The following is a 22438-nucleotide window of genomic DNA, read 5'->3' as shown; positions in this document are numbered from 1 at the left end:
TGGACCGCCAAGGCGCTGAAGGCGCTGCAACAATAATAATAAAGGCCACCCAATGAACCCTATGAAGAAGTATCAGCGCCTCACCGTCGTGTTCCTGCTGTTGATCGGCATCGTCAACTACCTGGACCGCAGCGCGCTGTCGATCGCCAACACCTCGATCCAGAAAGACATGATGATCAGCCCCTCGCAGATGGGCATTCTGTTGTCGGCGTTCTCCATCGCCTACGCCTTTGCCCAGTTGCCGATGGGCATGATCATCGACCGCCTGGGCAGCAAGATCGCCCTGGGCGCCTCGTTGCTGGCCTGGTCGGTGGCCCAGGCCACTTTCGGCATGGTCAACAGCTTTGCCGGCTTCATGGGCCTGCGTGTGTTGCTGGGGATTGGCGAGGCGCCGATGTTCCCGTCGGCGGCCAAGGCCTTGTCCGAATGGTTCGATGCCAATGAACGCGGTACCCCGACTGGCATCGTCTGGTCCTCGACCTGCCTGGGCCCATGCCTGGCGCCGCCCTTGCTGACCCTGTTCATGGTCAATTTCGGCTGGCGTGGCATGTTCATCATTACCGGCCTGATCGGCGTGGTGCTGGCGCTGTGCTGGCTGACCTTCTACAAGAGCAAGGCGCAGTACCTGGCCGAGCTCGCCGCCGAAGGCAAACCGCTGCCGAGCGCGCACAAGCAATCGCCAGCCACGGCCATCCCGCAGGCGGCGAAGCCTTCGTACTTCGCGGGCTGGCTCGACCTGTTCAATCACCGCAGCACCTGGGGGGCGGTACTGGGCTTCATGGGCGTGATCTACATGCTCTGGCTGCACCTGACCTGGTTGCCCGGTTACTTCGAACGTGAGCACGGGCTGGACCTGTACAAGACTGCCTGGGTGGTGTCGCTGGCCTATGGCTTCGGTGCGGCGGGCACGATCGTAGCCGGGCGCTTCTGCGACCTGCTGGTCAAGCGGGGCATGAGCATCCTTGGCAGCCGCAAGTTCAGCGTCATCACCGGCCTGGTGCTGGCCGCGCTGTTCACCCTGCCGTTGTCCTACGTCAGCGGCCTGACCGGCTGCGTGATCCTGCTGTGCCTGGCGCTGTTCAGCATCAACATGGCCAGTGCCACCGCCTGGATGATCGTCAACACCATCGTCGACAGCCCGCGGGTGGCGTCCTTCGGCTCGATCCAGAACTTCGGCGGCTACATTGCAGGCTCCGTGGCACCGATCGTCACCGGCTTCAGCATTCAGTACTCGGGCTCGTTCAACACGGCGTTCATGATCAGCGCGATCGTGGCGCTGTGCTCGGCGGTGGCTTACTTCCTGCTGCTGAAGGCGCCGATCGGCAGTGCCAAGGTCGAGTCGGGGACACTGGCAGGTGTGACCGAGTAATCGATCCGGTGTGCGCAGATCCCTGTGGGGCGGCCTTTCGCGACGCAAGCCCGCCCCCCATACAACAGAACGGACCTACGGCTATTGCCAGGTCCGTCTATCTGTATGTATAACCAGTATCCTTTCTCCACTGCCCGACCTCGCCCCGTGATTGCCCATTCCGTCGACGACCCGTTCTATTACCTGCACAACTTCCGCCAGGTGCTGTCATGGGTCGAACAGCGCTATGACGACCTGCTCGACGAGCAGGAGCTGGCGTTCATCCAGGCCTTTGCCCAATTGGACAGCCGCGCCCAGGCCCTGATGGTGCGTATGGTTATGCGCAAGGGCGAGCTGTTTCGCAGTGACAAGCTTGTGTACGCCGAAGTCGGCGATACCGAGCAGGCCTTGCAGCCGCTGCAGGCCTTGGGATGGGTGCGGGAGCCTGCACAATTGGCGCTGGAACAGCTGTTCACCATGCTGCGCAAGGACGAGCTGGCGCAGTGCTTCGCCGGGCAGTTGAGCCGCCCACGGGCCGCCAAGCACGACCTGCTCGCACAGCTGCAACCCCTGGGGCTCGCGCCCCGGCCGTTGACGCAGTGGTTTGCCGACAGCGACGTGCGCATCTTCCAGTGGTGCCTGCAACCGTTGTGTGACCGCATGCGCCTGTTGTTCTTCGGCAACCTGTACCAGGACTGGTCGGACTTCGTGCTCGCCGACCTTGGCCTGTTGCGCTACGAGCGCGTGCCTTTCAGCAGCGATTCGCGGGCCCTGCGCCATCGCGCCGAGGTCGACCTGGCCATGGCTTTGCACCAGTGCGCCGAGCGGCTGGAGCAAGGTGACGAGCCGCTGTCGATCCTCGGCGCGATGACAGGGCTGCACAGTGACAACCCGTGGTTGGCCCGGCGCCATGCCCGCCTGCTGTTCGCCCTGGGCCAGCAATGCGAACGCCAGGGTGACTGGGACCAAGCCATGGCCGTGTATGGCCAGTGCAGCCATGCCCAGGCGCGTATCCGCCAGGTACGCGTGCTGGAGCGCAGCGAACAGTGGCCACAGGCACATGCGCTTGCCCTGCAACTGGCTGCGGCCCCGGCCAACGCGCTGGAGGTGCAGGCGCTCGAACGCATGCTGCCGCGCCTGGCGCGCAAGCTCGGCGGGCCGCCGCAACGGCGCCAGCGCGCAGCGCAACTGCAACTGATCGAACTGGAGCTGCCCCGCGAGCACGCCGCCTTGGGCGTCGAGGAGGCCGTGCGCCAACACTTGGCCGAGGCCGGAGGGCAGGTTCATTACGTGGAAAACACGTTGTTCAACAGCCTGTTCGGCCTGTTGTGCTGGGAAGCGATTTTCGCGCCGGTACCGGGCGCGTTCTTCAACCCGTTTCAGGCCGCCCCCCAGGACTTGCACGACAGCGACTTCCAGCAACGGCGCAGTGCCCAGTTCGAGCGTTGCCTGGGGCGGTTGGACGATGGCAGCCATCGGCAGGCCATTCTCGACTGCTATGCCGCCAAGCAAGGCCTGCAGTCGCCGTTCGTGTTCTGGCCCATGCTCAGCGAAACCTTGCTTGAACAGGCGCTGGCCTGCCTGCCGCCCGCCCATCTGAAGCAATGCTTCCTGCGGCTGTTGCAGGACATCCGCAACAACCGCGCCGGCATGCCCGACCTGATCCAGTTCTGGCCCGACCAGGGTGGTTATCGCATGGTCGAGGTCAAGGGGCCGGGCGACCGCCTGCAAGACAACCAGTTACGCTGGCTGGAGTTCTGCCGTGCGCAGGGCCTGCCCGTTGCGGTGTGCCATGTGCGCTGGAGCGAGGCGGCGTGAGCTACAGCGTAGCCGTGCGCGCCTTGTGCGAGTTCAGTGCCAAGGTCGGCGACCTGGACCTGCGCTTTACCCCATCGCCCACCGCCCAGGAGGGTATGGAAGGGCATCGGCGGGTGGTGGCGCGGCGCGCCGCCGACTATGAGTCGGAAGTTGCCCTCGAAGGCCAGTTCGAAAGCCTCAGGGTGCGAGGCCGCGCCGACGGTTACGACCCCAGCTGCAATCGCCTGGAAGAGATCAAGACCTACCGCGGCGACCTCGCGCGCCAGCCGGCCAACCATCGTCAGCTACACTGGGCGCAGGCCAAGGTCTATGCCTGGCTGATGTGCCAGGCGCGGCAATTGCCGGCCATCGATGTGGCTTTGGTGTACCTGGACGTGGACAGTGACGGCCAGACGCTGATCAGCGAGCACCACAGTGCTGCCGAGCTGCAAGCCTTCTTCGAGACCCAGTGCCGGCGCTTTCTGCGCTGGGCCGAGCATCAGCAACAGCGCCTGGCCGAGCGCGACCGCGGTCTGCAGGCCCTGGGCTTCCCCTATGCACAGTTCCGCCAGGGCCAGCGCCAGTTGGCCGAGACCCTGTACAAGGCGGTGAGCACAGGCCGCTGCCTGATGGCGCAGGCCAGTACCGGCATCGGCAAGACGCTGGGTACCTTGTTCCCGTTGCTCAAGGCGATGGTGCCGCAGCAACTCGACAAAGTGTTCTTCCTCACCGCCAAGACACCGGGCCGGGCGCTGGCCCTCGATGCCATGCGCCAGATTACCGATGCCACACCGCAACCGGCCTTGCGCACCCTGGAGCTGATTGCCCGTGACAAGGCCTGCGAGCACCCCGACAAGGCCTGCCATGGCGAGTCCTGCCCCTTGGCGCAGGGTTTCTACGACCGCCTGCCCGCTGCCCGCGAGGCGGCGGCAGGGTTGCCCTTGCTGGACCGTGCCCAGCTGCGCGAAGTGGCCTTGGCGCATCAGGTATGCCCGTACTACTTAGGCCAGGAAATGGCCCGCTGGGTGGACCTGGTGGTGGCCGATTACAACTATTACTTCGATGCCCATGCCTTGCTGTTCAGCCTGGCCCAGGCCAACCAATGGCGGGTGGCGGTGCTGGTGGACGAAGCGCACAACCTGGTCGAGCGCGGTCGCGGCATGTACAGCGCGAGCGTGGATCAAGGCCAGTTGCTTGCCTTGCGCCAGAGCAAGCCACAAGGGTTGAGCAGTGCGCTGGACCGCCTCAACCGGCAGTGGAACGCGTTGTACAAAGAGCAGCGGGCGCCGTATCAGGCCAGCGAGCAGTTGCCGGATGCCTTCTTGCGTGCCTTGCAGCAATGCATCGGGCTGATTCAGGAGCGCTTGAATCAGGCACCTGCCGAGGTGGATGCGCAGGTGCTGCAGTTTTTCTACCAGGCGTTGCAATTCAGTCGGGTCGCTGAACTGTTCGACGAGCATTTCATCTTCGACATCACCGTGCGCGACAGCCTGCGCAAGCGGCGGCTGGCGACCCTGTGTCTGCGCAATATCACCCCGGCGCGGCTGTTGGCGCCTCGCATGCAGGCGGCGCGCAGCGTAACGCTGTTTTCCGCCACGCTGAGTCCACGGCATTTCTACAGTGACCTGCTCGGCATGCCGGCCGACACGGCCTGGCTGGAAGTGGCGGCGCCGTTCCGCGCCGAGCAGCTCGAAGTGCGCATCGCCAGCCAGGTGTCGACCCGTTATCGTGAGCGCCACGCCTCGCTGGCACCGATTGTCGAACTGATCGCCGAGCAGTATCAGCGCAAGCCCGGCAACTACCTGGCGTTTTTCAGCAGCTTCGAATACTTGCAACAAGTGGTCGCTTTGTTGGCTGAGCGTTACGGCCACATTCCCCACTGGGCCCAAGCGGCGGGCATGGACGAAGCGGCGCGTCAGGCATTTCTCGATCGTTTTGTGCTGGACGGCTGCGGCGTTGGCTTTGCGGTGCTGGGCGGGGCGTTTGGGGAAGGGGTGGATTTACCCGGCACACGGTTGATCGGGGCGTTTGTCGCCACACTCGGCCTGCCCCAGGTCAACCCCGTCAACGAACAGTTCAAGCAGCGCCTGGGGCGCCAGTTTGGCGCCGGTTTTGACTATGCCTATCTGTACCCAGGCGTGCGCAAGGTCATTCAGGCGGCGGGCAGGGTCATACGCGGGGATCAGGACCAAGGCGTGCTGGTGCTTATCGACGAACGCTTCGCCGAGGCGCGGGTGCAGCAGATGTTTCCCGGATGGTGGCAGACGGCTATTAACTAGTGTGGTGTTTCAGAAGTGCCAATGAAACACCACACTAGCCGGCAGTCCTTCTTTCATTCAGCGGCTGTCAATTGGGGTAAGATCACGCCCCGAACCTTCGCACATCTCCTTGAATATCAAGGTGATGGCCATGCACCGACTCGCTTAGCGCTGTGCCTGTCCCCGTACCGGTCCAAGCGTCGCTACAGGATTCACGTTGTGACCGACTTCTCGAAAAACCCCCTGCTGCAGTACATGGCCCGCCTGGCCCCCTCCAGCCAGCAAACCATGCGCTACATCCTTCAGGACGCCGCTGACCGGCTGGGCTTTGCCGACTGCAATATCGTCGATGTGCCGTGGCACCGGCTCGACCCTGGCCACGTGATCGCCCTGGTGGCTGCGTTGCGTGAAGATGGCTATGCCCCCAACAGTTCGTCGCTGTATGTGAATGCAATACGCGGGGTGATGAACGAGGCGTGGCGCCAGGGCCTGATCGACCACGAACAGTTGCTGAGGATCCGCGAGGTCAAGCCCGCCACCGGCAGCCGCCTGCCACCGGGGCGCAACCTGCGCCGAAGCTTGATCCGCGAGTTGATGGAGGTCTGCGCCGCCGATCCCCGGCCGCAAGGCGTGCGCGACGCGGCGATCATCGCCTTGCTGTATGGCACCGGTATGCGCAAGTCGGAGTCGGTGGACATCGACCTGAGCCAGGTAGACTTCGAAGCCCGCAGCCTGCAGGTGCTGGGCAAGGGCAACCGGCAGTTGATCAAGTACGCGCCACCTTGGGCGTTCGAAAAGCTGCAGGCGTGGCTGGACCTGCGCCGTGATGACTTGCCGGAGGGCGCACCCGACGACCCATTTCTGTTCAACCGCATTCGCCGCGGCAATCACATTACCCGCGCACGCATCACCAAGCATGCGATCTATTACATTGCCCGCCAGCGGGGTGCGCAGGTTGGCGTGAAGATCATGCCTCATGATTTTCGCCGTGCGTTCATCACCCGGGTGATCGAAGAGCACGACCTGTCGATTGCCCAGAAGCTCGCGCACCATGCCAATATCCAGACCACCGCCAGTTACGACCGCCGCGATGACAACGAACGCCGGCGGGCCGTAGACCGCTTCGACTACTGAAACCGCTGGCCGGGCACCGAAACAGGGCCTGCGCGCGCCCCCGCTTTGTGCGCCGTAGCCCCGTGTGCCCGATGCCAGAGCGGCTGCGCTGACGGTTTCATCTTGGTTCACCTGCGTAGTTGGCCCGCAACCTGCTATATCCAGCCTGAGAATTTGATCGAGTGGTCAGGCTGGCAGCGCTTCAGTGCCGCCTGCCTGACCCTCTAAACGGCCGTCAGGTCACGGATTTCAGGGGCCGCAGGATGTCGCTCGCGGAGCAGATCGAACAACAGCAAGACGATGCGGGCTGGAGCGCCTACCTGCAGTTGCGTTTTAGCCGACGCGACGATGTGACCCGCCTTGGTGCGCGGCGGCATTTCGGACCTCTTTTGGTGCAGCGGCCTTTCTATCCTGAGGGGGCGCCGTGCCATGTGTATGTGCTGCACCCGCCTGGTGGCATCGTCGCCGGCGACCGGCTGGAGCTGGATATCCACCTTGAGCCTGGCAGCCATGCGTTGCTGACCATGCCTGGCGCCAGCAAGTTCTACCGCAGCATCGGCCCGACCGCGCGCTTGGCCCAGCGCTTTCACCTGGGCGCCGACAGCACCCTGGAATGGTTGCCCCAGGACAGCATCTTCTTCGCCGGTGCCCGCGCCAGCCTCGACAGCCGTTTCACCCTGGCGCCAGGCGCCCGGTTGCTGGCCTGGGAAACCTTGTGCCTGGGCCGCCCGGTCATGAACGAACGCTTCGATCACGGCGCCCTCGACAGCCGCTTGCACATCGAAATGCCCGACGACCCCGGCCTGTACGAACGGCTGCGCATCGAAGGCGGGCAACTGGACAAGCTCGCCGGCCACCCGCTGCTGGCCACCTTCTGCGCCACTCCGGCCGACCCCGCACTGCTGGAGCACGTCCGGGCCTTGCTCGACGAACTGGACAACCCCGCTGGGGCGACCTTGCTTGGGTCGCTGCTGGTGATCCGCCTGCTCGACCACGACAACCAACACCTGCAACACACCTTGCAACGCCTGTGGCATGTCCTGCGCCCGGCCGTTATCGGCCTGCCTGCTTGCCCGCCGCGTATCTGGGCTACCTGAGAGAAGCGCCATGGAGCTGACCCCGAGAGAGAAAGACAAACTGCTGCTGTTCACCGCCGCGCTGCTGGCGGAGCGGCGCCTGGCCCGCGGCCTGAAACTCAACTACCCGGAAGCGGTGGCGCTGATCAGTGCCGCCGTGCTCGAAGGCGCCCGTGATGGCCGCACGGTGGCCGAGCTGATGAGCCTGGGCCGCGAAGTGCTGAACCGTGAGCAGGTCATGCCAGGCATCGCTGAAATGATCCACGACGTGCAGGTCGAGGCGACCTTCCCGGATGGCACCAAGCTGGTGACCGTGCATGACCCCATCGTCTGAACCCGGCCAGGAGCCCCGCATGATCCCAGGTGAAATCCAGGTCGCCGCCGGCGACATCGAACTCAACAGCGGCCGCGCGACGGTGAGCGTCCGTGTGGCCAACCATGGCGACCGACCGGTGCAGGTCGGCTCGCACTATCACTTCTACGAAGTCAACGACGCACTGGTGTTCGAACGTGCGCCCACCCTGGGCTTTCGCCTGGACATCCCGGCCGGCACCGCCGTGCGCTTCGAACCGGGCCAGGCCCGCACCGTGCAACTGGTGGCCTATGCCGGCAAGCGTGAGGTGTATGGCTTCCAGGGCAAGGTGATGGGCGCACTGGAGGGCAGGGTATGAGCCGTATTTCCCGTCGCGCCTATGCCGACATGTTCGGCCCTACCGTCGGCGACCGCGTGCGCCTGGCCGATACCGCGCTTTGGGTCGAGGTCGAGAAGGACTTCACGGTGTATGGTGAAGAGGTCAAGTTTGGCGGTGGCAAGGTCATCCGTGACGGCATGGGGCAGGGCCAGATGCTGGCGGCTGAGGCCATGGACCTGGTGCTGACCAACGCGTTGATCATCGACCACTGGGGCATCGTCAAGGCCGACATCGGCGTCAAGCACGGGCGTATTGCCGCGATAGGCAAGGCCGGCAACCCCGATGTGCAACCGGGTGTCACTGTACCGGTTGGCCCGGGTACCGAAGTGATTGCTGCTGAAGGCAAGATCGTCACGGCCGGCGGTATCGATTCGCACATCCATTTCATCTGCCCGCAGCAGGTGGAGGAGGCACTCACCAGCGGCGTAACCACCTTCATTGGCGGCGGCACGGGGCCGGCCACCGGCACCAATGCCACCACCTGCACGCCCGGGCCGTGGTACCTGGCGCGCATGCTCCAGGCGGCCGACAGCCTGCCGATCAACATCGGCTTGTTGGGCAAAGGCAATGCGTCGCGCCCCGAGGCGTTACGCGAGCAGATCGCCGCCGGTGCCGTGGGCCTGAAGCTGCACGAGGACTGGGGCTCGACCCCGGCGGCCATCGACTGTTGCCTGGGCGTGGCCGAGGAGATGGACATCCAGGTGGCGATCCACACCGACACCCTCAACGAGTCCGGTTGCATCGAAGACACCCTGGCGGCCATCGGTGACCGCACCATCCATACCTTCCACACCGAGGGCGCTGGCGGCGGCCATGCGCCGGACATCATCCGCGCTGCAGGGCAGGCCAACGTGCTGCCGTCCTCGACCAACCCAACCTTGCCGTACACCATCAACACGGTCGACGAACACCTGGACATGCTCATGGTCTGCCACCACCTGGACCCGAGCATCGCCGAGGATGTGGCGTTCGCCGAGTCGCGCATCCGCCGCGAAACCATCGCTGCCGAAGACATCCTCCACGACATGGGCGCTTTCGCCATGACCTCGTCCGACTCGCAGGCCATGGGCCGGGTCGGCGAGGTGGTGCTGCGTACCTGGCAGGTAGCCCACCAGATGAAGTTGCGCCGTGGGCCACTGGCCCCCGACAGCAGCTACAGCGACAACTTCCGGGTCAAGCGCTACATCGCCAAATACACCCTCAACCCGGCGCTGACCCACGGCATTGCCCATGAGGTGGGGTCGGTGGAGGTGGGCAAGCTGGCCGACCTGGTGCTGTGGGCGCCGGCCTTTTTCGCGGTCAAGCCCGCGTTGGTGATCAAGGGCGGGATGATCGTCACCGCGCCGATGGGCGATATCAATGGCTCGATCCCTACGCCGCAGCCGGTGCATTACCGGCCGATGTTCGGCGCCCTGGGGGCGGCGCGCCATGCCACGCGCATGACGTTTTTGTCTCAGGCCGCCATGGATCGCGGCCTGGCCCAGGAGCTGAACCTGCGCAGCCTGATTGGCGTGGCCCATGGCTGCAGGCGCGTGCGCAAGGCCGACATGGTCCACAACACCTTGCAGCCGGTCATCGAAGTCGATGCGCAAACCTACCAGGTGCGTGCCGATGGCGAACTGCTGGTCTGCGAACCGGCCCGCGAACTGCCGCTGGCCCAGCGTTACTTCCTGTTCTGAAGGAGCACAGATGATAGTCCTTAATCGCCGGATCACCGCGCTTGGCGCGCTTCCCGAAACCGTTACCGGCACCGTCACCCTGGATGTGGACAGCCGCATCAAGAGCCGTTTGCGGGTGACCCTGGACGATGGCCGCGACGCCGGGTTGATGCTCGCGCGCGGCCACTTGCTGCGCGGCGGTGAACTGTTGGCCGATGCCGACGGCGGCCAGGTTATCCGGGTGCTGGCCGCGCCCGAGACGGTCTCGACGGTGCGTTGCGTCGACCCGCACTTGCTTGCGCGCGCGGCCTACCACCTGGGCAATCGCCATGTACCGCTGCAGATCGAGCCCGGCCTGTTGCGCTACCAGCACGACTATGTGCTCGACGACATGCTGCGTGGCCTGGGCCTGACGGTGGTCACCGAGCAGGCGCCGTTCGAGCCCGAGGCCGGCGCCTACCAGAGCGCACCGCATAGCCACAGCCATGGCCACGATCACCCGTTCGTGCGCCTGCCTGCCCATTCCTGAACTGCCCTGGAGCAACCGATGAAAAAGACTTTCGCCCTGTTTCTGCTGATGCTGGCGCTGCCGGCCTTCGCCCACCCGGGCCACGACAACAACCCCTTGCAGGATGGCCTGTTGCACCCGCTGACCGGCCTCGATCACCTGCTGATGCTGCTGGGCACCGGCGTGCTCGCCGCGCTGACCCGACGCAACCTGGCGTTGCCCTTGGCGACCCTGGCGGCGATGTTCGCGGGCGCGGTGTGCGGCCATCTGTTTGGCGATGTGCTGGGCATGGAGGCAATGATCAGCGTGTCGTTGCTGGTGGCTGCAGGCGCCCTGTTGCTGCCCAGCCGCCAGCTTTTGCTGGCGCTGGCCATGCCGGTGTTCGCCTTGTTCCACGGTTGGGCGCATGGCGTAGAGGCCACGCCCAGCGCGTTCTGGCAGTTCAGTGCGGGCTTTGTGGCGGTCAGTGGCCTGCTGCTGGCGGCCGGGTTCGCGGTCGGTTGCCTGTTGCGCCGCCACAGCGGCCTGCAAAAAGCCTTTGGTGGTGGCCTGCTGGCCGGCGCCGCACTGGTACTGGCCGGTTGATGGACAGCGACCTGGCGCTGCTGCGCCTGCTGCAACTGGCCAGCCCAGGTTTGCCGGTGGGTGGGTTCACCTACTCGCAAGGCCTTGAGTGGGCGGTCGAAGCGGGCTGGGTACGGGATATCGGCAGCTTCAGCGCCTGGCAACGCGAGCAACTGCACGACACCCTGGGCTGCATCGACTGGCCCGTGCTGGCGCGCCTGTATCAGGCCTGCCAGGGCGCAGATGCCGATGCGTTCAGCCACTGGAGCCGCTTTCTGCTGGCCAACCGCGAAACCGCCGAGCTGCGCCTGGAAGAACAGCAACGCGGTTCGGCGCTGGCGCGCCTGCTCGATGGCTGGCAACTGGGGCAGGCGCCGGCCTGGCGGGCCAGCCTTGAACTCACACAACTGGGCGGCATGGCCTGGCTTGGCGCGCACTGGTCGATCCCGCTGCGCCAGTTGGCGTTGGGCCTTGGTTTTGCCTGGCTGGAGGGCGCGGTCATGGCCGGGGTCAAGCTGGTGCCGTTCGGCCAGCAGGCGGCGCAAACCTTGCTCCGCGACCTTGGCCAAGCGCTGCCTGCTGTGCTCGACCATGCCCTGGCCCTGAGCGATGACCAGCTCGGTGGCGGCCTGCCATTGCTGGCAATCGCTTCATCGCGTCATGAAACCCAATACACCCGTTTGTTCCGCTCCTGAGGACTGCCTTCATGCAAAGCTATCAACAACCCCTGCGCGTCGGTGTCGGCGGCCCGGTCGGCTCTGGCAAGACCGCGCTGCTCGAAGCCCTGTGCAAGGCCATGCGCGATCATTACCAGATCGCCGTAGTGACCAACGATATCTACACCAAGGAAGACCAGCGCATCCTCACCGAAGCCGGCGCCCTTGAGCCCGAGCGCATTGTTGGCGTGGAAACCGGTGGTTGCCCGCACACGGCGATACGCGAAGATGCCTCGATGAACCTGGCGGCGGTGGAAGCCTTGGCACGCAAGTTCGGTAACCTTGAAGTGATCTTCGTGGAGAGCGGTGGCGACAACCTAAGTGCCACGTTCAGCCCGGAGCTGGCCGACCTGACCATCTACGTGATCGATGTTGCCGAGGGTGAAAAGATCCCGCGCAAGGGCGGGCCTGGCATTACCAAGTCCGACTTTCTGGTGATCAACAAGACCGACCTCGCGCCGTATGTCGGCGCTTCGCTGGAAGTGATGGAGCGCGATACCCAGCGCATGCGCCCGCAGCGGCCCTGGACCTTCAGCAACCTCAAGAAGGGTGAGGGCTTGCAGGCGGTGATCGATTTCATCATCGAGCGCGGCATGCTTGGCGTGCGGGGCTGAAAATACAGGGGGCCGCTTTGCGGCCCCAACACTCAATCGTGACAGCAATGCGCCGTGCCAGGCTGCCCTTCATAGCGATCATGGTGCCGTACCCAGTCCATGGTCCCGGCTTCATTGCGCCCCAATGGCGCGATGTCGAGAAAGTTGTAGGTATTGACCAGAATGTCCAACCCACGGGCATAGGTCGAGTAGGTGTGGTAAACGCTGCCGTCATCGTCCCGATAAAACGCGCTCAGCCCTGGCAGCTCGCTTTCACTGCCGGCGTAGGGCTCATAGTTGTATTGCCGAGGGCCTTCGCTGCCAACGCTGACCCCAAAGTCCTCGTTGAAGCCGCTGCCCGCCGACGAATACCAGGGAAACTGCCAGCCCATGCGTTGGCGGAAGGACTGGAATTCAGCGTAGGGTGCCCGCGACACGGCCACCAGTGACACGTCGTGATGCGCCAGGTGCAGGTTGGCGCCGTCAAAATGGTCGGCCAGGAACGAGCAGCCTGGGCAACCTTCATCCCAACCCTCGACAAACATGAAGTGATAGAGCAGCAATTGGCTGCGGCCCGCGAACAGCTGAGTCAGGCTCAGCTCGCCCTCGGGGCCTTGGAAGCGATAGGGTTGTTCGACCTTGACCCAAGGCAGGGCGCGACGGGCTGCGGCCAACGCGTCGCGTTGATGGGTGAAGGCTTTTTCGTGCAGCCACAGTTGCCGGCGTGCGGCCAGCCACTGGCTGCGGGATACCACCTCATGCCTGTTTTCATGCGTGCTCATGGCGCTGACTCCGCGAAAGGGTTTCAGCACTAGTCGAGCAGCGCTCGGCCGGATCGACAGGCAGCGATGGCCGAGCGATGAACGGTGGGCTTGCCGTCAGCCCGAATGCGCGATATGCCCTTCGGCCAGTTCGTCCTGCACGTTGTCTTCCCCGGGCAATGCGGTAATCACGCTGAAGTCACTGACCTCGACCGCACCGCCGCCGTAGCCCAGCAAATGGAAGGAAAACGCCTTGCGCTCGATCGGATTGTCGAAGCCGAACTCCATTTCCAGCGGCTGGTCCGCCGTCACCCGAATCTCTTCGGGCAGCCCCAATGGCACGTCCTGTTCCAGTTGCTTGGCCTTGAGCTTGATGTAGGCCGCACGTCGCGGGTCCAGTGAACGTACCTTGACCCGTACACGGGTATGCGAGCCCTCGGGCATCTCCAGGTACTGGGCACCGATCAGGTTGTCGGCCCAGTCATCGTGAATGCGCTTGCGCAGCTGGATCGGCGAAGGGCCGCCAAACTGGTAGCGCAGGTTGAGCGGCGTTTGCAGCAGCGACTGGTCGAGTACCCCGGCCAGGCTTACGATTTGCTGGCCGAGCATGTTGTCGCCAGGGCCGAGGTAGCGCGCCTGGTCGGCGATGAAGCGTTCACTGGCATAGCGCCGGCAACGCTGCTGGAAGTCGCACTCGGTGAACACCCCCTGGCCGTTGTGGTAGCGCAGCATGCCGTTGGTGTAGGAGATCATTTCGCGGCCCGAGTCGTAGTCGCGGTACAGCGAGCGCCCGCCCAGCGCGACCGGGATCGGCAAGGCGAAGTAGTCGAGCAGGGAGGTGGTCAGGTCGATATGGCCATAGGTGCCACGCTTGATGTGCGGCAGTTGCGCCTGCTCCGGTGCCAGGGTGAGGTTGAAGCCCCAGGACGACGCCAGGCGCACACCGTCGATGCCGTGGGACTCGTCGGAGGTCACCACCACCAAGGTGTCCTTGAGCACACCCTGGCGTTCGAGGTTGTCGAGAAACGCGCCGATCGCGTCGTCCAGGTAGGCGACCGCAGCCTGCTTGGGCGTGTCGTAGCGCTCAAGGTAGTCGGCCGGTGCCGAATAGGGCTGGTGGGTGCCGACGGTGAGCAAGGTCAGCATCCAGGGTTTGTCCTGTTTTCGAAGCTGGCCGACGTAGTCCAGGGCGCCTTCGAAGAAGGCACGGTCGTCTTTGCCCCACGGGAAGTCCAGGTAGTTCTTGTTACGGAACCATTCCAGGCCATGCACCGAGTCAAAGCCGATGTGCGGCATGATGCGGTCCTTGGCCATGAAGCGCAGGCCGGCACCCTGCAGGTAGTGGGTGGTGAACCCGGCCTGGCGCAATTGCGCCGGCAGGCAGGCCTGGTTACGTTCGTTCTGGGTCAGCAGTTCGACACCCTTGGGCGTACCGTTGGCCAGTTTGTCGTAGTCACCGCAGAGCATCGCGTAGAGGCCACGGATGGTCTGGTGGGTATGCAACACGTAGTCCGGGGTGTTCATGCCACGCTCGGCCCAGCGGCTGAGCTTTGGCATCAGGTCTTCGTCGAAACGGCTGTGCAGTGCCTGGCGGTTGGGGCGAATGTAGGCCCCGGGTATGCCTTCGACGGTGATCACCAGCAGGTTGCGGGCGCTGCCCGGCGCCTTGAGCAGCTTCTGGCCATGCAGGTCGGACTGGGTCAGGCCGCTGCTGGCCAACGGCGTGGTCACCTGTTCGTGGCCCATCCAGCCCTGTACCTGGCGCTGCAGGTTACCGACGCCGGCAGACAGCAACTGATGGGAGAGGTTGTATTGCCGCCATTGGTCGGCGTCGGAGGGCAGCAGGTGTTGGCTGCCCCAGTGCGCACCAAACAGCAGCAGCGGGACTGACCAGGCCTTGCGCGGCAGGGCAGGGGCAGGTTGGCTGCGGCTGCCCCAGACACTGAGCAGCCAGGCCAGCAGGCCGACCGCCAACACGCCCGGCAACCAGCCGTGGGCGAGGCCGCCGCCGGTGGAATTCTCCATGAATTGTGGGTCGGCGAGGTAACCGAGGTCGGCGCTGGTGGGCAACCTGCCCACCGCGCTTACCAGCTCGGCCGAAGCCACCCAGAGTGCGGCCCAGGCCAGCAACACCGGTAAGGCCAGCCACCACGGCCGGCGGTGCAGCAGCAAGACCAGCAGGCTGCCGAGGGCGAGGTCGGACAGATAGCCGAGCGGGTTGGACCAACCCAGCATGGCGCGCGTACCCAGTGGGATCACCAGCACCAGGCCCGTCAAAGCGACAAGCCGGGTGCGTGGGTGGTCGAACAGGTTCTTCACAGAAAACTTCCCTTTAGCCATTAAATCGTCATACATCTGTGCTGAATGATAACAGGCTGGGCCAGGGAAGGCGGGCCACTACAAGGCTGGTAACCAAAAGCGGGCGCGCTTGCGCAGGCCCGGCTGGTGGGTTCAGGTCAGAAGTAGTAGGGGAATTTGAGGCTGAAGGAGAAGTCTGGGGCATCGTCGGTCAGGCCAATGGATAGGTTGGGGACGATGGTCAGGTTGTCACTGGCAGCAAAGGTCATGCCGATGTTGAAGTTGGCCGCGTTGTAGTCACTGTTGCTGATCGACTGCCAGTCGCCGCCATCTGGCTTGATCTTGCTCTTGCGGGCAAACTGGTCGGAGAAGGAGAACGACATGCTCATCTTCTCGTTCAAGGCAAAGGCGATACCGGCGCCGATCTGCCAGGAGTCACCGAGCTTCACGTCACCCGGCACCTTGCTGTTGACCTGGGGGCTGATGTCGCTGAACGAGTCCTCCATGTTGTAGGTGTAGGACAGGCTGCCGAAAAGTACGGCGGGGTCGAAGGTCTTGACCAGCGAGATGCCCGGCGTGATCGCCCAGACGCCGTTGCCTGTGGGCAGGCTTTCCGGTACCGACAAGTTGTCGTTGCCTGGCACCTCGCGCAGCTTGATGCCGTAGGGGTCCTTGCCGGTTGGCGCCTTGATCCGCAGTGTCGCCACCGCATCGGGCCAGTTTTCTGATTCGTCCATGAATTTGTAGGCAACGCCCACGTTGATATCGCCGATTTCCGGGTCACGGGTGACGGTTTCGTCGCTGGTAACCGGGGCCGCACCGCCTGCACCGCCTGATGAGTAGGTCGATTCGCGGTAGACCACCGGGACGTTGATGTCGAACTGCCAACGCTGCGCCAGGTTATAGCGGGCGGTCATGTCCAGGGTCCAGTTGTCGGCCTTGATACGGTCGAGGTTGATGTTGCCGAGGAAAATCGAATCCAGTGCCAGAAAGCCATTGAGCACCAGTGCGCGGGTATCGTAATGGGTGTAGGTAACGCCGGTTTCGAAGCTGAACTTGCCGCCACCAAAGAAGCCGCTGGCCTCGTCGTACAGGTTGGACACACTCTGTGCGGGCTCGGCGTCTTCCTTGAGTGATTGGCCGTAGGAGCTGCCGGTGGTGCCCGGCGCCCCTGCAGCGACGGTCTGGCCACCTTTGACCGTTTCGGCCGGGGAGCGGGTCAGGCGTTTGGGGGGCGGCGCCGCAGGCGCTTCCTCGACCTGACGAACACGCTGTTCAAGCACCATCAACGCTTGCTGCTGTGCTTCGTAGCGCTGTTTCAACGCCATCAGTTCTTGTTTCAGCGCTTCGACCTGTGGGTCTGCTGCTGCGTAAAGGGAGGTGGCCGGGGCCAAGGTAGCCAAACAGACAAAAGCTCTGAACGTTAACGATCGGTGCATGGGTTTGCCGTCCCTTCCGACTACTTTTGATGAGACTGAGCGTAGATCAGTATCCGAGAGTGCGAAGACCTTTGAGCTGGTCGAGGCTACCGTTCAGTGAAGCGGCGGTGGGTACGTTCTCGCGCATGACGACATTGAGCGACGTGAGGTTGCTGACCTGGTTGCCGTTGCCGAGCAACGTCGAGTTCTGCATCAGGCCACCTTGGGCCAGGCGCTGCACGCTAGTGCCCTGGTTGTTGGCGGCATTGATGTTGAGTTGCACACCCACGCCGGTCGAGGAAACGCTCAATGCCCCTGCGCCGTTTTCGCCGACCAAGGTCGAGCCGGCGGTCAGGGCCTGGCCCTGTGGCTGCGACACGGGCGCCTGGTTGGCCTTGGTGACGTTGATGTCGACGTTGTTGTAGGCGGTGTTGTTGTCGCCCGCTGCGCGCACGACCTGGGTCACGCCTTCGGTAGTGTTGAGCCCGCCACCGCCGGTGACCGTGCCGGTGCCAGCGGCGCTGCTGGCGCTTTGCGAGTGCGCCGCGCCGGTGCCTTTCTCGTCAATCATCGACACGTAGAACTGCGGCTTGATGGTGTTTTGCTGCACTTGCAGGGTGGACGATGCGCCGATCACGTCGCCCTTGGCATTTTGCCAAGTGCTGGTCATGACAATGCCAAAGCTGACGATCCGCCCCGGCATCACATAACGACCGCGCAGGTTGGCCAGTTCATGGTCCTTCAGCTCGATGGGTTTGAACGTCTCGGCATGGGTCGGCAGGCTGGCGGCCAGGCATGCCACGACTAGCCAGAGTGGAGTCTTCATTGATTGCTCCCGGAGCGTCATGCTCCCTTATCGTTAGAAGAGTCGTTAGAAGAAGTCGCTTTTGATGAAGCCGAAGTCCATCAGCTCTGCGTCCTGCACCGGGGCGAAATTGTTGACGCGGCCCTTGGCGGTCAGTGGCAGAGGCGGGTCGAGCAAGACATTGTTCTTGTCATAGCCCTGGCCGATCACGGCGAAGATGATGCCGTTCCAGCCTTTGACGAAGTCGTCGACCTTGAAGCGCTTGTGGCCCAGTACCGGGTCGCCGATGTACACCCAGCCCTTGTCGACCTTTTGCATGACCACGAAGTGCTTGTAGCCGCGGATGTCCATCAGGACCACGACCGGGATACGTATGCTGGTCAGGGTTTCGGGGGCCACCCGGTAACCGCGGGCGCGCATGCCCAGGCTTTCCACGTAGCGTTTCATGTCCAGCATCGAGAAGCCCTGGGTACGCACCAGGTCCTGGTCCGCGTGCGCCAGCATGCCTTCGATGATGTGTTGTTCGTCCACGTCCAGCCAGTAGGCCTGGCGCAAGATGGTCGCCAGCGCGGCGGCGCCACAACTGAAGTCGGTTTTCTGTTGCACCAGGTCGGCGAACTTGCGCTCGCGAATGCTCTGGATCGGCTTGAACACCACCGCGCCGCCCGGCAGCACGGACAGTGGCATTTGTGCAGCTTCGCTCACGCTGGCCAGGCACAGCAGCAACGCCAGGGCAATAATGCGCATGATCGGATGCCTTCTTGTTCTGTTGAAGAAAGGCCCCCCGAGGGGGGCCTTGCGTGCACAGCCGTCAGAACGAGGTGTTGGAGATGGCCAGCGAGTTGCTTTGCTGGTTGCCCACACCTGCGGCCACGTTGACGCCGAGGTTGCCGCTGCCACCATTCACCGAACCGCTCAGGGTTGCAGTGTTGGTCACAGGGTTAGCCCAGCCAGTTGGGGTCAGCACCTGGAACGAGACGGTATTGCTCAGGTCGTACGAGCTGCTTTCGCTGTAGGCCTTGGCAATGTCGTTCGAGGATTGCTTGGCTTTTTCGCCGGATTTTTCGTACGCAGACTCCGAAGCGTTTGCGTAGGAAGAATCGTGGGCTTTCTCATACGAACGGTCGCGCGACTTCTCGTACGAAGAGTCGCGAGACTTGTCGTACGAAGAGCTGCGGGTTTTGTCGTAGGAAGAGTCGAACGCTTTCTCGAACGAGGAGTCGTAGGCGCTTTCATGCGATTTGTCGATCGAGGCATCGAGCGATGCATTGAGCGAACCATCGAAGCTGTCGGTACGCGTACGTTCACGACGGCCATCGTCGGTGGTCACGGTGCGAGTGGCATCGGCGGCGGCAGCAAGCGTAGCGTTCAGGCTGGCACTGCTGGACGAGCTAGCACTGCCGCTGTTGGACCCGCTCGCATTCCAGCCATTGGAGCCGCTGGCACTCGAGTTGTGGGACCCGCTTGCACTGGAGCTATTGGAGCCGCTGGCGTTCGAGCTGCTCGAGCCACTGGAGTTCCAGCCACTGGAGCCGCTGGAGCTTGCGCTTTGCGAACCTGCCACACTGAAGCTTGAGGACGAGCTTCGGTCATCGCTCGAAGTGAACGTGCCATCGCGCGAGCTCGAACCGCTGGCTGACGTGGTGAAGCTCAGCGTATCGACACGGTAGGTGCGGTCGGCGCTGTTGTTCACGATCAGGCCTGGGCCGTTCTGGTCGGCAGAAGCGGTGGCGGTGGCATTACCCAATGGCGCGTTGGTGTTGGCGATCGCCATGGTGTTTTTCTGTTGGTTGAGGTCGCCGCCCGCAATGTTGACGCCGACGTTGCCGGAGGCGCCATCACCCGATCCGCTCATCACTGCGGAGGATTGGGTAGACCAGTTGTCGACCCGGTTGTTGTCGCTGTGCTGACGGACGTCGGCAGTGGCTTCGGCGGTGCCGAACACGAAGCTGTTATCCAGGCTCGAGTCGGACGCTGCGTTGGCGATGGCGGCGGCGTTGTCTTGCTGGTTGCCGTTACCGGCTGCCACGTTGACCCCGACGTTGCCACTGGCGCCGGTGGCCGAGCTGCTCATTTCAGCTTCGTTGACGGTACCTTGGTTGGTGATCCTGTTGTCGGTGCTGCTTTGGCTGTCGAAGGCATTGGCGGTGGCGTACACAGGGATCCTCGTAGGAGGGGGAGTGTGTTGCCCGTTGTTATGGTGACCATTGTGGTGCCCGCCACGCCGGTCGTTCTGATCAGCTTGTACAGCAACAGCCATGACCGCAGCAATTGCGAAAACCAGAGGCTTGATTGCCATCGAGGGTTTCATGGTGATTCTCCGTACTTTATTTAGGTTAAGTGTTGTTCTTAACTGATTGGGTCAGTCCGCGACCCGTATGCTCAGGGTGTTGGCCATTCGGTTTCCCACCCCGGCACTCTGATTCACCTGAATCACCCCACGGCTACCGGTGAATGCCTGGTCACTGGTGGTGACCTGGCGATGGCCGGATGCGGCGTCAGTTGGATCGGAGTTGTTGAGCAGCGCCACGTTCTGTTGCATGAGGACGCTGTCGTCGATGCTTTGCGGTTGAGTACTGAGGCTGATGCGCAGTGCATTGGCTTGCTGGGTGCCAGCCCCGGCGCTCTGGTTGACCCCCAGCGCGCCGCTGCCTTGGCTGAAAGCATCGCCCTGGATGCTTGAGCTGGCATCCATGGCGCGGTCGACAGGGGTGCCGAGCCGTTGCCTTATCTGGGTGGTGGCGCTGGCCTCGTGCCCCACGGCGATGGCGCGGGCGTTGGCCTGCTGCTGCAGGTCGCCGGCAGCCTGATTGACCGTGAGGTTGCCCTGGTATTGGCTGCCCGAGCTGTCGATGCTGGCGTTGTTGATCACGGGGGACTGAGCGAAGGCTGGCGCACTGCAGAGCGTGGCCAGAAGCAGCAGCGTAGGCCTCATCTCATTTGCCTCCGGTCAAGATTTGCAGCGGGGCCAGGCCGCGCTGGACGCTTGAATTGACCATGTTCGAGATGCCGTTGCCGGAACCTGAGCCACGCCCCCCAGCGAGGTTGGGCAGTTGAGTCTGGTTGGTAAGATTGCCGCCCAGGTTGTTGGTCTGTTGATTGACCAGGGCACTGATGCCAGCACCGCTGCTGATGCTGGCGAAGTCACCGTCGCTCAGTTCGTGGGTCTGTCTGAGGATCTGCGCGGAGGGGTTGGCATTGACGGTGGTCGGGGTGGGGTCGGGAATCATCGGCGGGATGACTGCGTTGCGCGTCTGCACATCGCGGGTAATGATGATGATCCCGTTTTCAGCCTGGGCAGGCTGGGTCAACCCTGACCCCACAACGCATGCGATTAGCAGGAGGCGATGGACGCCTTTATCAAGTATCCCCACGACGGCAATTCCTTCTTTGGCGTGCTGGTCCGATTCAGCGATGCGAAGAAGAGAGCAGAAGCTGTGCCGTGTTTTGAATTTGATTTTGAATCAATGAGTTAGCTCAACACGCTGGGAGTGTTTCGCATTTTCTGTATCAGGGCTGATACAGATTATTCAGGCCGAAGGGGCTGGAGCCAGCATGGGCATGGCTTGGAGGGATTTTTGCAAGGGTGTTTCACGGACTTGACACTGCCCCCGAAACGGGGGAAACCCCCGCATTTGCGGGGACTATCACCCACCTGGGTGTGTCAGGGGCTTAACACTCGGTCGGGCAGGCTGGCGTATCGCTATCAAGCAGCGTAGCCACCGTTTGCAGCGCCTGCAACTGGCGTTGCGGCCAATTGCCATCAATCACCTGAAAAGTGTGCCGGTGGTGCTGCAGCCAGTGCAGGCTGTCGTCGAAAAAGCGCTGGCGATCGGCCAGGTCAGGGTGACAGCGCTGGCCATCGGCAACCCAGTCCACCCCTTGCGGGCTCAGTAACAGGTGCAGATCGTAGTGCCGGGCAAGCAAGGCCTGTTCCAGCCAGGCCGGGCAGTCGTCGAACAGGGCGCGGCTCCAGAGCATGTTGCTGAGCAGGTGGGTGTCGAGTATCAACAGCTCTGGAGCTTGCGCGCGGGCGCGGTCTTCCCATTCAAGCTGGCCGCGGGCGATAGCGGGGATGTCGGCGTAACAGGTATCACGGCCTTCCTGATCGATGAAATGGCGCACGTATTCGGCCACCACCCGCCCACCGAAATGCGCCTGGAGCACACCACTGAGCCAGCTCTTGCCACTGGATTCCGGCCCGCACAGCACCAGCACCTTCATGCTTGCACCAGTGCCGGGTCACGCCGCCATTCCAGCCAGCCTCGCACGGCGATCAGGGTAAGCACCGCGAAGAAGCCAGCGGTGAAGTACAGCTGCTGATGCAGGTACTGGCCGACATAGACGATGTCCACCACTACCCACAAAGCCCAGCACTGCAGGCGCTTCTGGGCCATCCATAGCTGCGCGACCAGGCTGAAACCGGTCAGCGTGGCGTCCAGCCAGGGCAGGGCGGCGTCGGTCCAGTTGGCCATGGCAGCACCCAGGGCGGCGCTGAGCAGCGCGCCGACCGCCAGGCCCGTGAAGAGCGCCTGGGTTTGCAGGCGCGAGACCTGGCGGGCGTCCTGCGAGCGGCCCGGGCGCTTCCACTGCCACCAGCCGTACAGCTGCAATATGGCGTAGGCCACCTGCAGCAACATCCCCGAATACAGTTTTACCTCGAAGAACAGCCAGCCATAGATCAGTACCATGACCAGGCCGATTGGCCAGCACCAGGCGTTCTGCTTGACGGTGAGCCAGACGGCGGTAACGCCGAGTACGGCGGCGATGAGTTCAAGGCCGGACATCGGCGATCCTTGGCGAGGCGAGAAGAGGGGCGCGATTGTAGCTTGT

Annotated in this window: 22 protein-coding genes; 12 read left to right on the top strand and 10 right to left on the bottom strand. The window is 63.4% G+C overall.

Annotated elements, in window-relative coordinates:
- The first annotated feature begins 61 nt into the window (after window positions 1-61).
- The 12 genes from HU766_RS09795 to ureG all read left to right on the top strand — a co-directional run bounded on the left by HU766_RS09795 (window position 62) and on the right by ureG (window position 12344).
- Window positions 62-1369 (top strand): MFS transporter, encoded by a 1308-nt coding sequence (locus tag HU766_RS09795; protein ID WP_238338590.1) that lies wholly within the window; start codon window positions 62-64, stop codon window positions 1367-1369.
- 147 nt (window positions 1370-1516) lie between these two features.
- Entirely contained in the window at window positions 1517-3166 is a 1650-nt protein-coding gene (locus tag HU766_RS09790) for a VRR-NUC domain-containing protein (protein ID WP_033698377.1), read from the top strand.
- Entirely contained in the window at window positions 3163-5424 is a 2262-nt protein-coding gene (locus tag HU766_RS09785) for an ATP-dependent DNA helicase (protein ID WP_186655834.1), read from the top strand. The genes HU766_RS09790 and HU766_RS09785 overlap by 4 nt, the downstream gene beginning before the upstream one ends.
- Before the next feature lie 198 nt (window positions 5425-5622).
- Window positions 5623-6537: a tyrosine-type recombinase/integrase gene (locus tag HU766_RS09780; RefSeq protein ID WP_186655832.1), complete on the top strand. Its 915-nt coding sequence runs from the start codon at window positions 5623-5625 to the stop codon at window positions 6535-6537.
- A gap of 242 nt (window positions 6538-6779) precedes the next feature.
- Complete coding sequence (locus HU766_RS09775; RefSeq protein WP_033698371.1) at window positions 6780-7613, top strand: urease accessory protein UreD; 834 nt, start codon at window positions 6780-6782, stop codon at window positions 7611-7613.
- Between the two features lie 10 nt (window positions 7614-7623).
- Window positions 7624-7926: an urease subunit gamma gene (locus tag HU766_RS09770; protein WP_033698369.1), complete on the top strand. Its 303-nt coding sequence runs from the start codon at window positions 7624-7626 to the stop codon at window positions 7924-7926.
- A 19-nt stretch (window positions 7927-7945) separates the two neighbouring features.
- A complete protein-coding gene (locus HU766_RS09765; RefSeq protein WP_186655819.1) occupies window positions 7946-8263 on the top strand; it encodes an urease subunit beta in 318 nt (105 codons plus the stop codon).
- Entirely contained in the window at window positions 8260-9963 is a 1704-nt protein-coding gene (gene ureC / locus HU766_RS09760; RefSeq protein ID WP_186655811.1) for an urease subunit alpha, read from the top strand. The genes HU766_RS09765 and ureC overlap by 4 nt, the downstream gene beginning before the upstream one ends.
- A gap of 10 nt (window positions 9964-9973) precedes the next feature.
- On the top strand, window positions 9974-10471 hold the full coding sequence (ureE, locus tag HU766_RS09755; RefSeq protein WP_186655809.1) for an urease accessory protein UreE: 498 nt from the start codon (window positions 9974-9976) through the stop codon (window positions 10469-10471).
- An 18-nt stretch (window positions 10472-10489) separates the two neighbouring features.
- Window positions 10490-11035 carry a HupE/UreJ family protein gene (locus tag HU766_RS09750; RefSeq protein WP_033698361.1) on the top strand — a complete coding sequence of 182 codons (546 nt, stop codon included), beginning with the start codon at window positions 10490-10492 and terminating at the stop codon, window positions 11033-11035.
- A complete protein-coding gene (locus HU766_RS09745; RefSeq protein ID WP_186655807.1) occupies window positions 11035-11709 on the top strand; it encodes an urease accessory UreF family protein in 675 nt (224 codons plus the stop codon). The genes HU766_RS09750 and HU766_RS09745 overlap by 1 nt, the downstream gene beginning before the upstream one ends.
- Window positions 11710-11720: 11 nt before the next feature.
- Complete coding sequence (ureG, locus tag HU766_RS09740) at window positions 11721-12344, top strand: urease accessory protein UreG (protein ID WP_033698357.1); 624 nt, start codon at window positions 11721-11723, stop codon at window positions 12342-12344.
- A gap of 32 nt (window positions 12345-12376) precedes the next feature.
- On the opposite strand, the gene HU766_RS09735 is transcribed toward ureG, so the two are convergent.
- The 10 genes from HU766_RS09735 to pnuC form a co-directional block, all read right to left on the bottom strand.
- Entirely contained in the window at window positions 12377-13105 is a 729-nt protein-coding gene (locus HU766_RS09735; protein ID WP_095064404.1) for a thioredoxin family protein, read from the bottom strand.
- Window positions 13106-13201: 96 nt separating this feature from the next.
- A complete protein-coding gene (locus HU766_RS09730) occupies window positions 13202-15403 on the bottom strand; it encodes a sulfatase-like hydrolase/transferase (protein ID WP_186655805.1) in 2202 nt (733 codons plus the stop codon).
- A 137-nt stretch (window positions 15404-15540) separates the two neighbouring features.
- Window positions 15541-16821: a hypothetical protein gene (locus HU766_RS09725; RefSeq protein WP_033698353.1), complete on the bottom strand. Its 1281-nt coding sequence runs from the start codon at window positions 16819-16821 to the stop codon at window positions 15541-15543.
- Between the two features lie 46 nt (window positions 16822-16867).
- Window positions 16868-17626 carry a hypothetical protein gene (locus tag HU766_RS09720; RefSeq protein WP_186655803.1) on the bottom strand — a complete coding sequence of 253 codons (759 nt, stop codon included), beginning with the start codon at window positions 17624-17626 and terminating at the stop codon, window positions 16868-16870.
- 45 nt (window positions 17627-17671) lie between these two features.
- A complete protein-coding gene (locus HU766_RS09715; RefSeq protein ID WP_033698351.1) occupies window positions 17672-18352 on the bottom strand; it encodes a C39 family peptidase in 681 nt (226 codons plus the stop codon).
- A 64-nt stretch (window positions 18353-18416) separates the two neighbouring features.
- Window positions 18417-19916, bottom strand: coding sequence for a heme utilization protein (locus tag HU766_RS09710; RefSeq protein WP_186655800.1), 1500 nt, complete (start codon window positions 19914-19916; stop codon window positions 18417-18419).
- 51 nt (window positions 19917-19967) lie between these two features.
- Window positions 19968-20540, bottom strand: coding sequence for an adhesin (locus tag HU766_RS09705; RefSeq protein ID WP_186655799.1), 573 nt, complete (start codon window positions 20538-20540; stop codon window positions 19968-19970).
- 1 nt (window position 20541) lies between these two features.
- Window positions 20542-20979 carry a hypothetical protein gene (locus HU766_RS09700; protein WP_033698346.1) on the bottom strand — a complete coding sequence of 146 codons (438 nt, stop codon included), beginning with the start codon at window positions 20977-20979 and terminating at the stop codon, window positions 20542-20544.
- A 298-nt stretch (window positions 20980-21277) separates the two neighbouring features.
- Window positions 21278-21829, bottom strand: a complete 552-nt coding sequence (locus tag HU766_RS09695; protein ID WP_186655796.1) for an AAA family ATPase — start codon at window positions 21827-21829, stop codon at window positions 21278-21280.
- Complete coding sequence (gene pnuC, locus HU766_RS09690) at window positions 21826-22392, bottom strand: nicotinamide riboside transporter PnuC (RefSeq protein ID WP_033698341.1); 567 nt, start codon at window positions 22390-22392, stop codon at window positions 21826-21828. Before pnuC ends, HU766_RS09695 begins: the two co-directional genes overlap by 4 nt.
- Window positions 22393-22438: the final 46 nt, after the last annotated feature.

Origin of the sequence: Pseudomonas sp. SWRI77 (assembly GCF_014269105.1) — a bacterium.
In the GTDB taxonomy this organism is placed as follows: Bacteria; Pseudomonadota; Gammaproteobacteria; order Pseudomonadales; family Pseudomonadaceae; genus Aquipseudomonas; species Aquipseudomonas capeferrum.
This window is presented reverse-complemented; position numbering and strand designations above follow the sequence as displayed.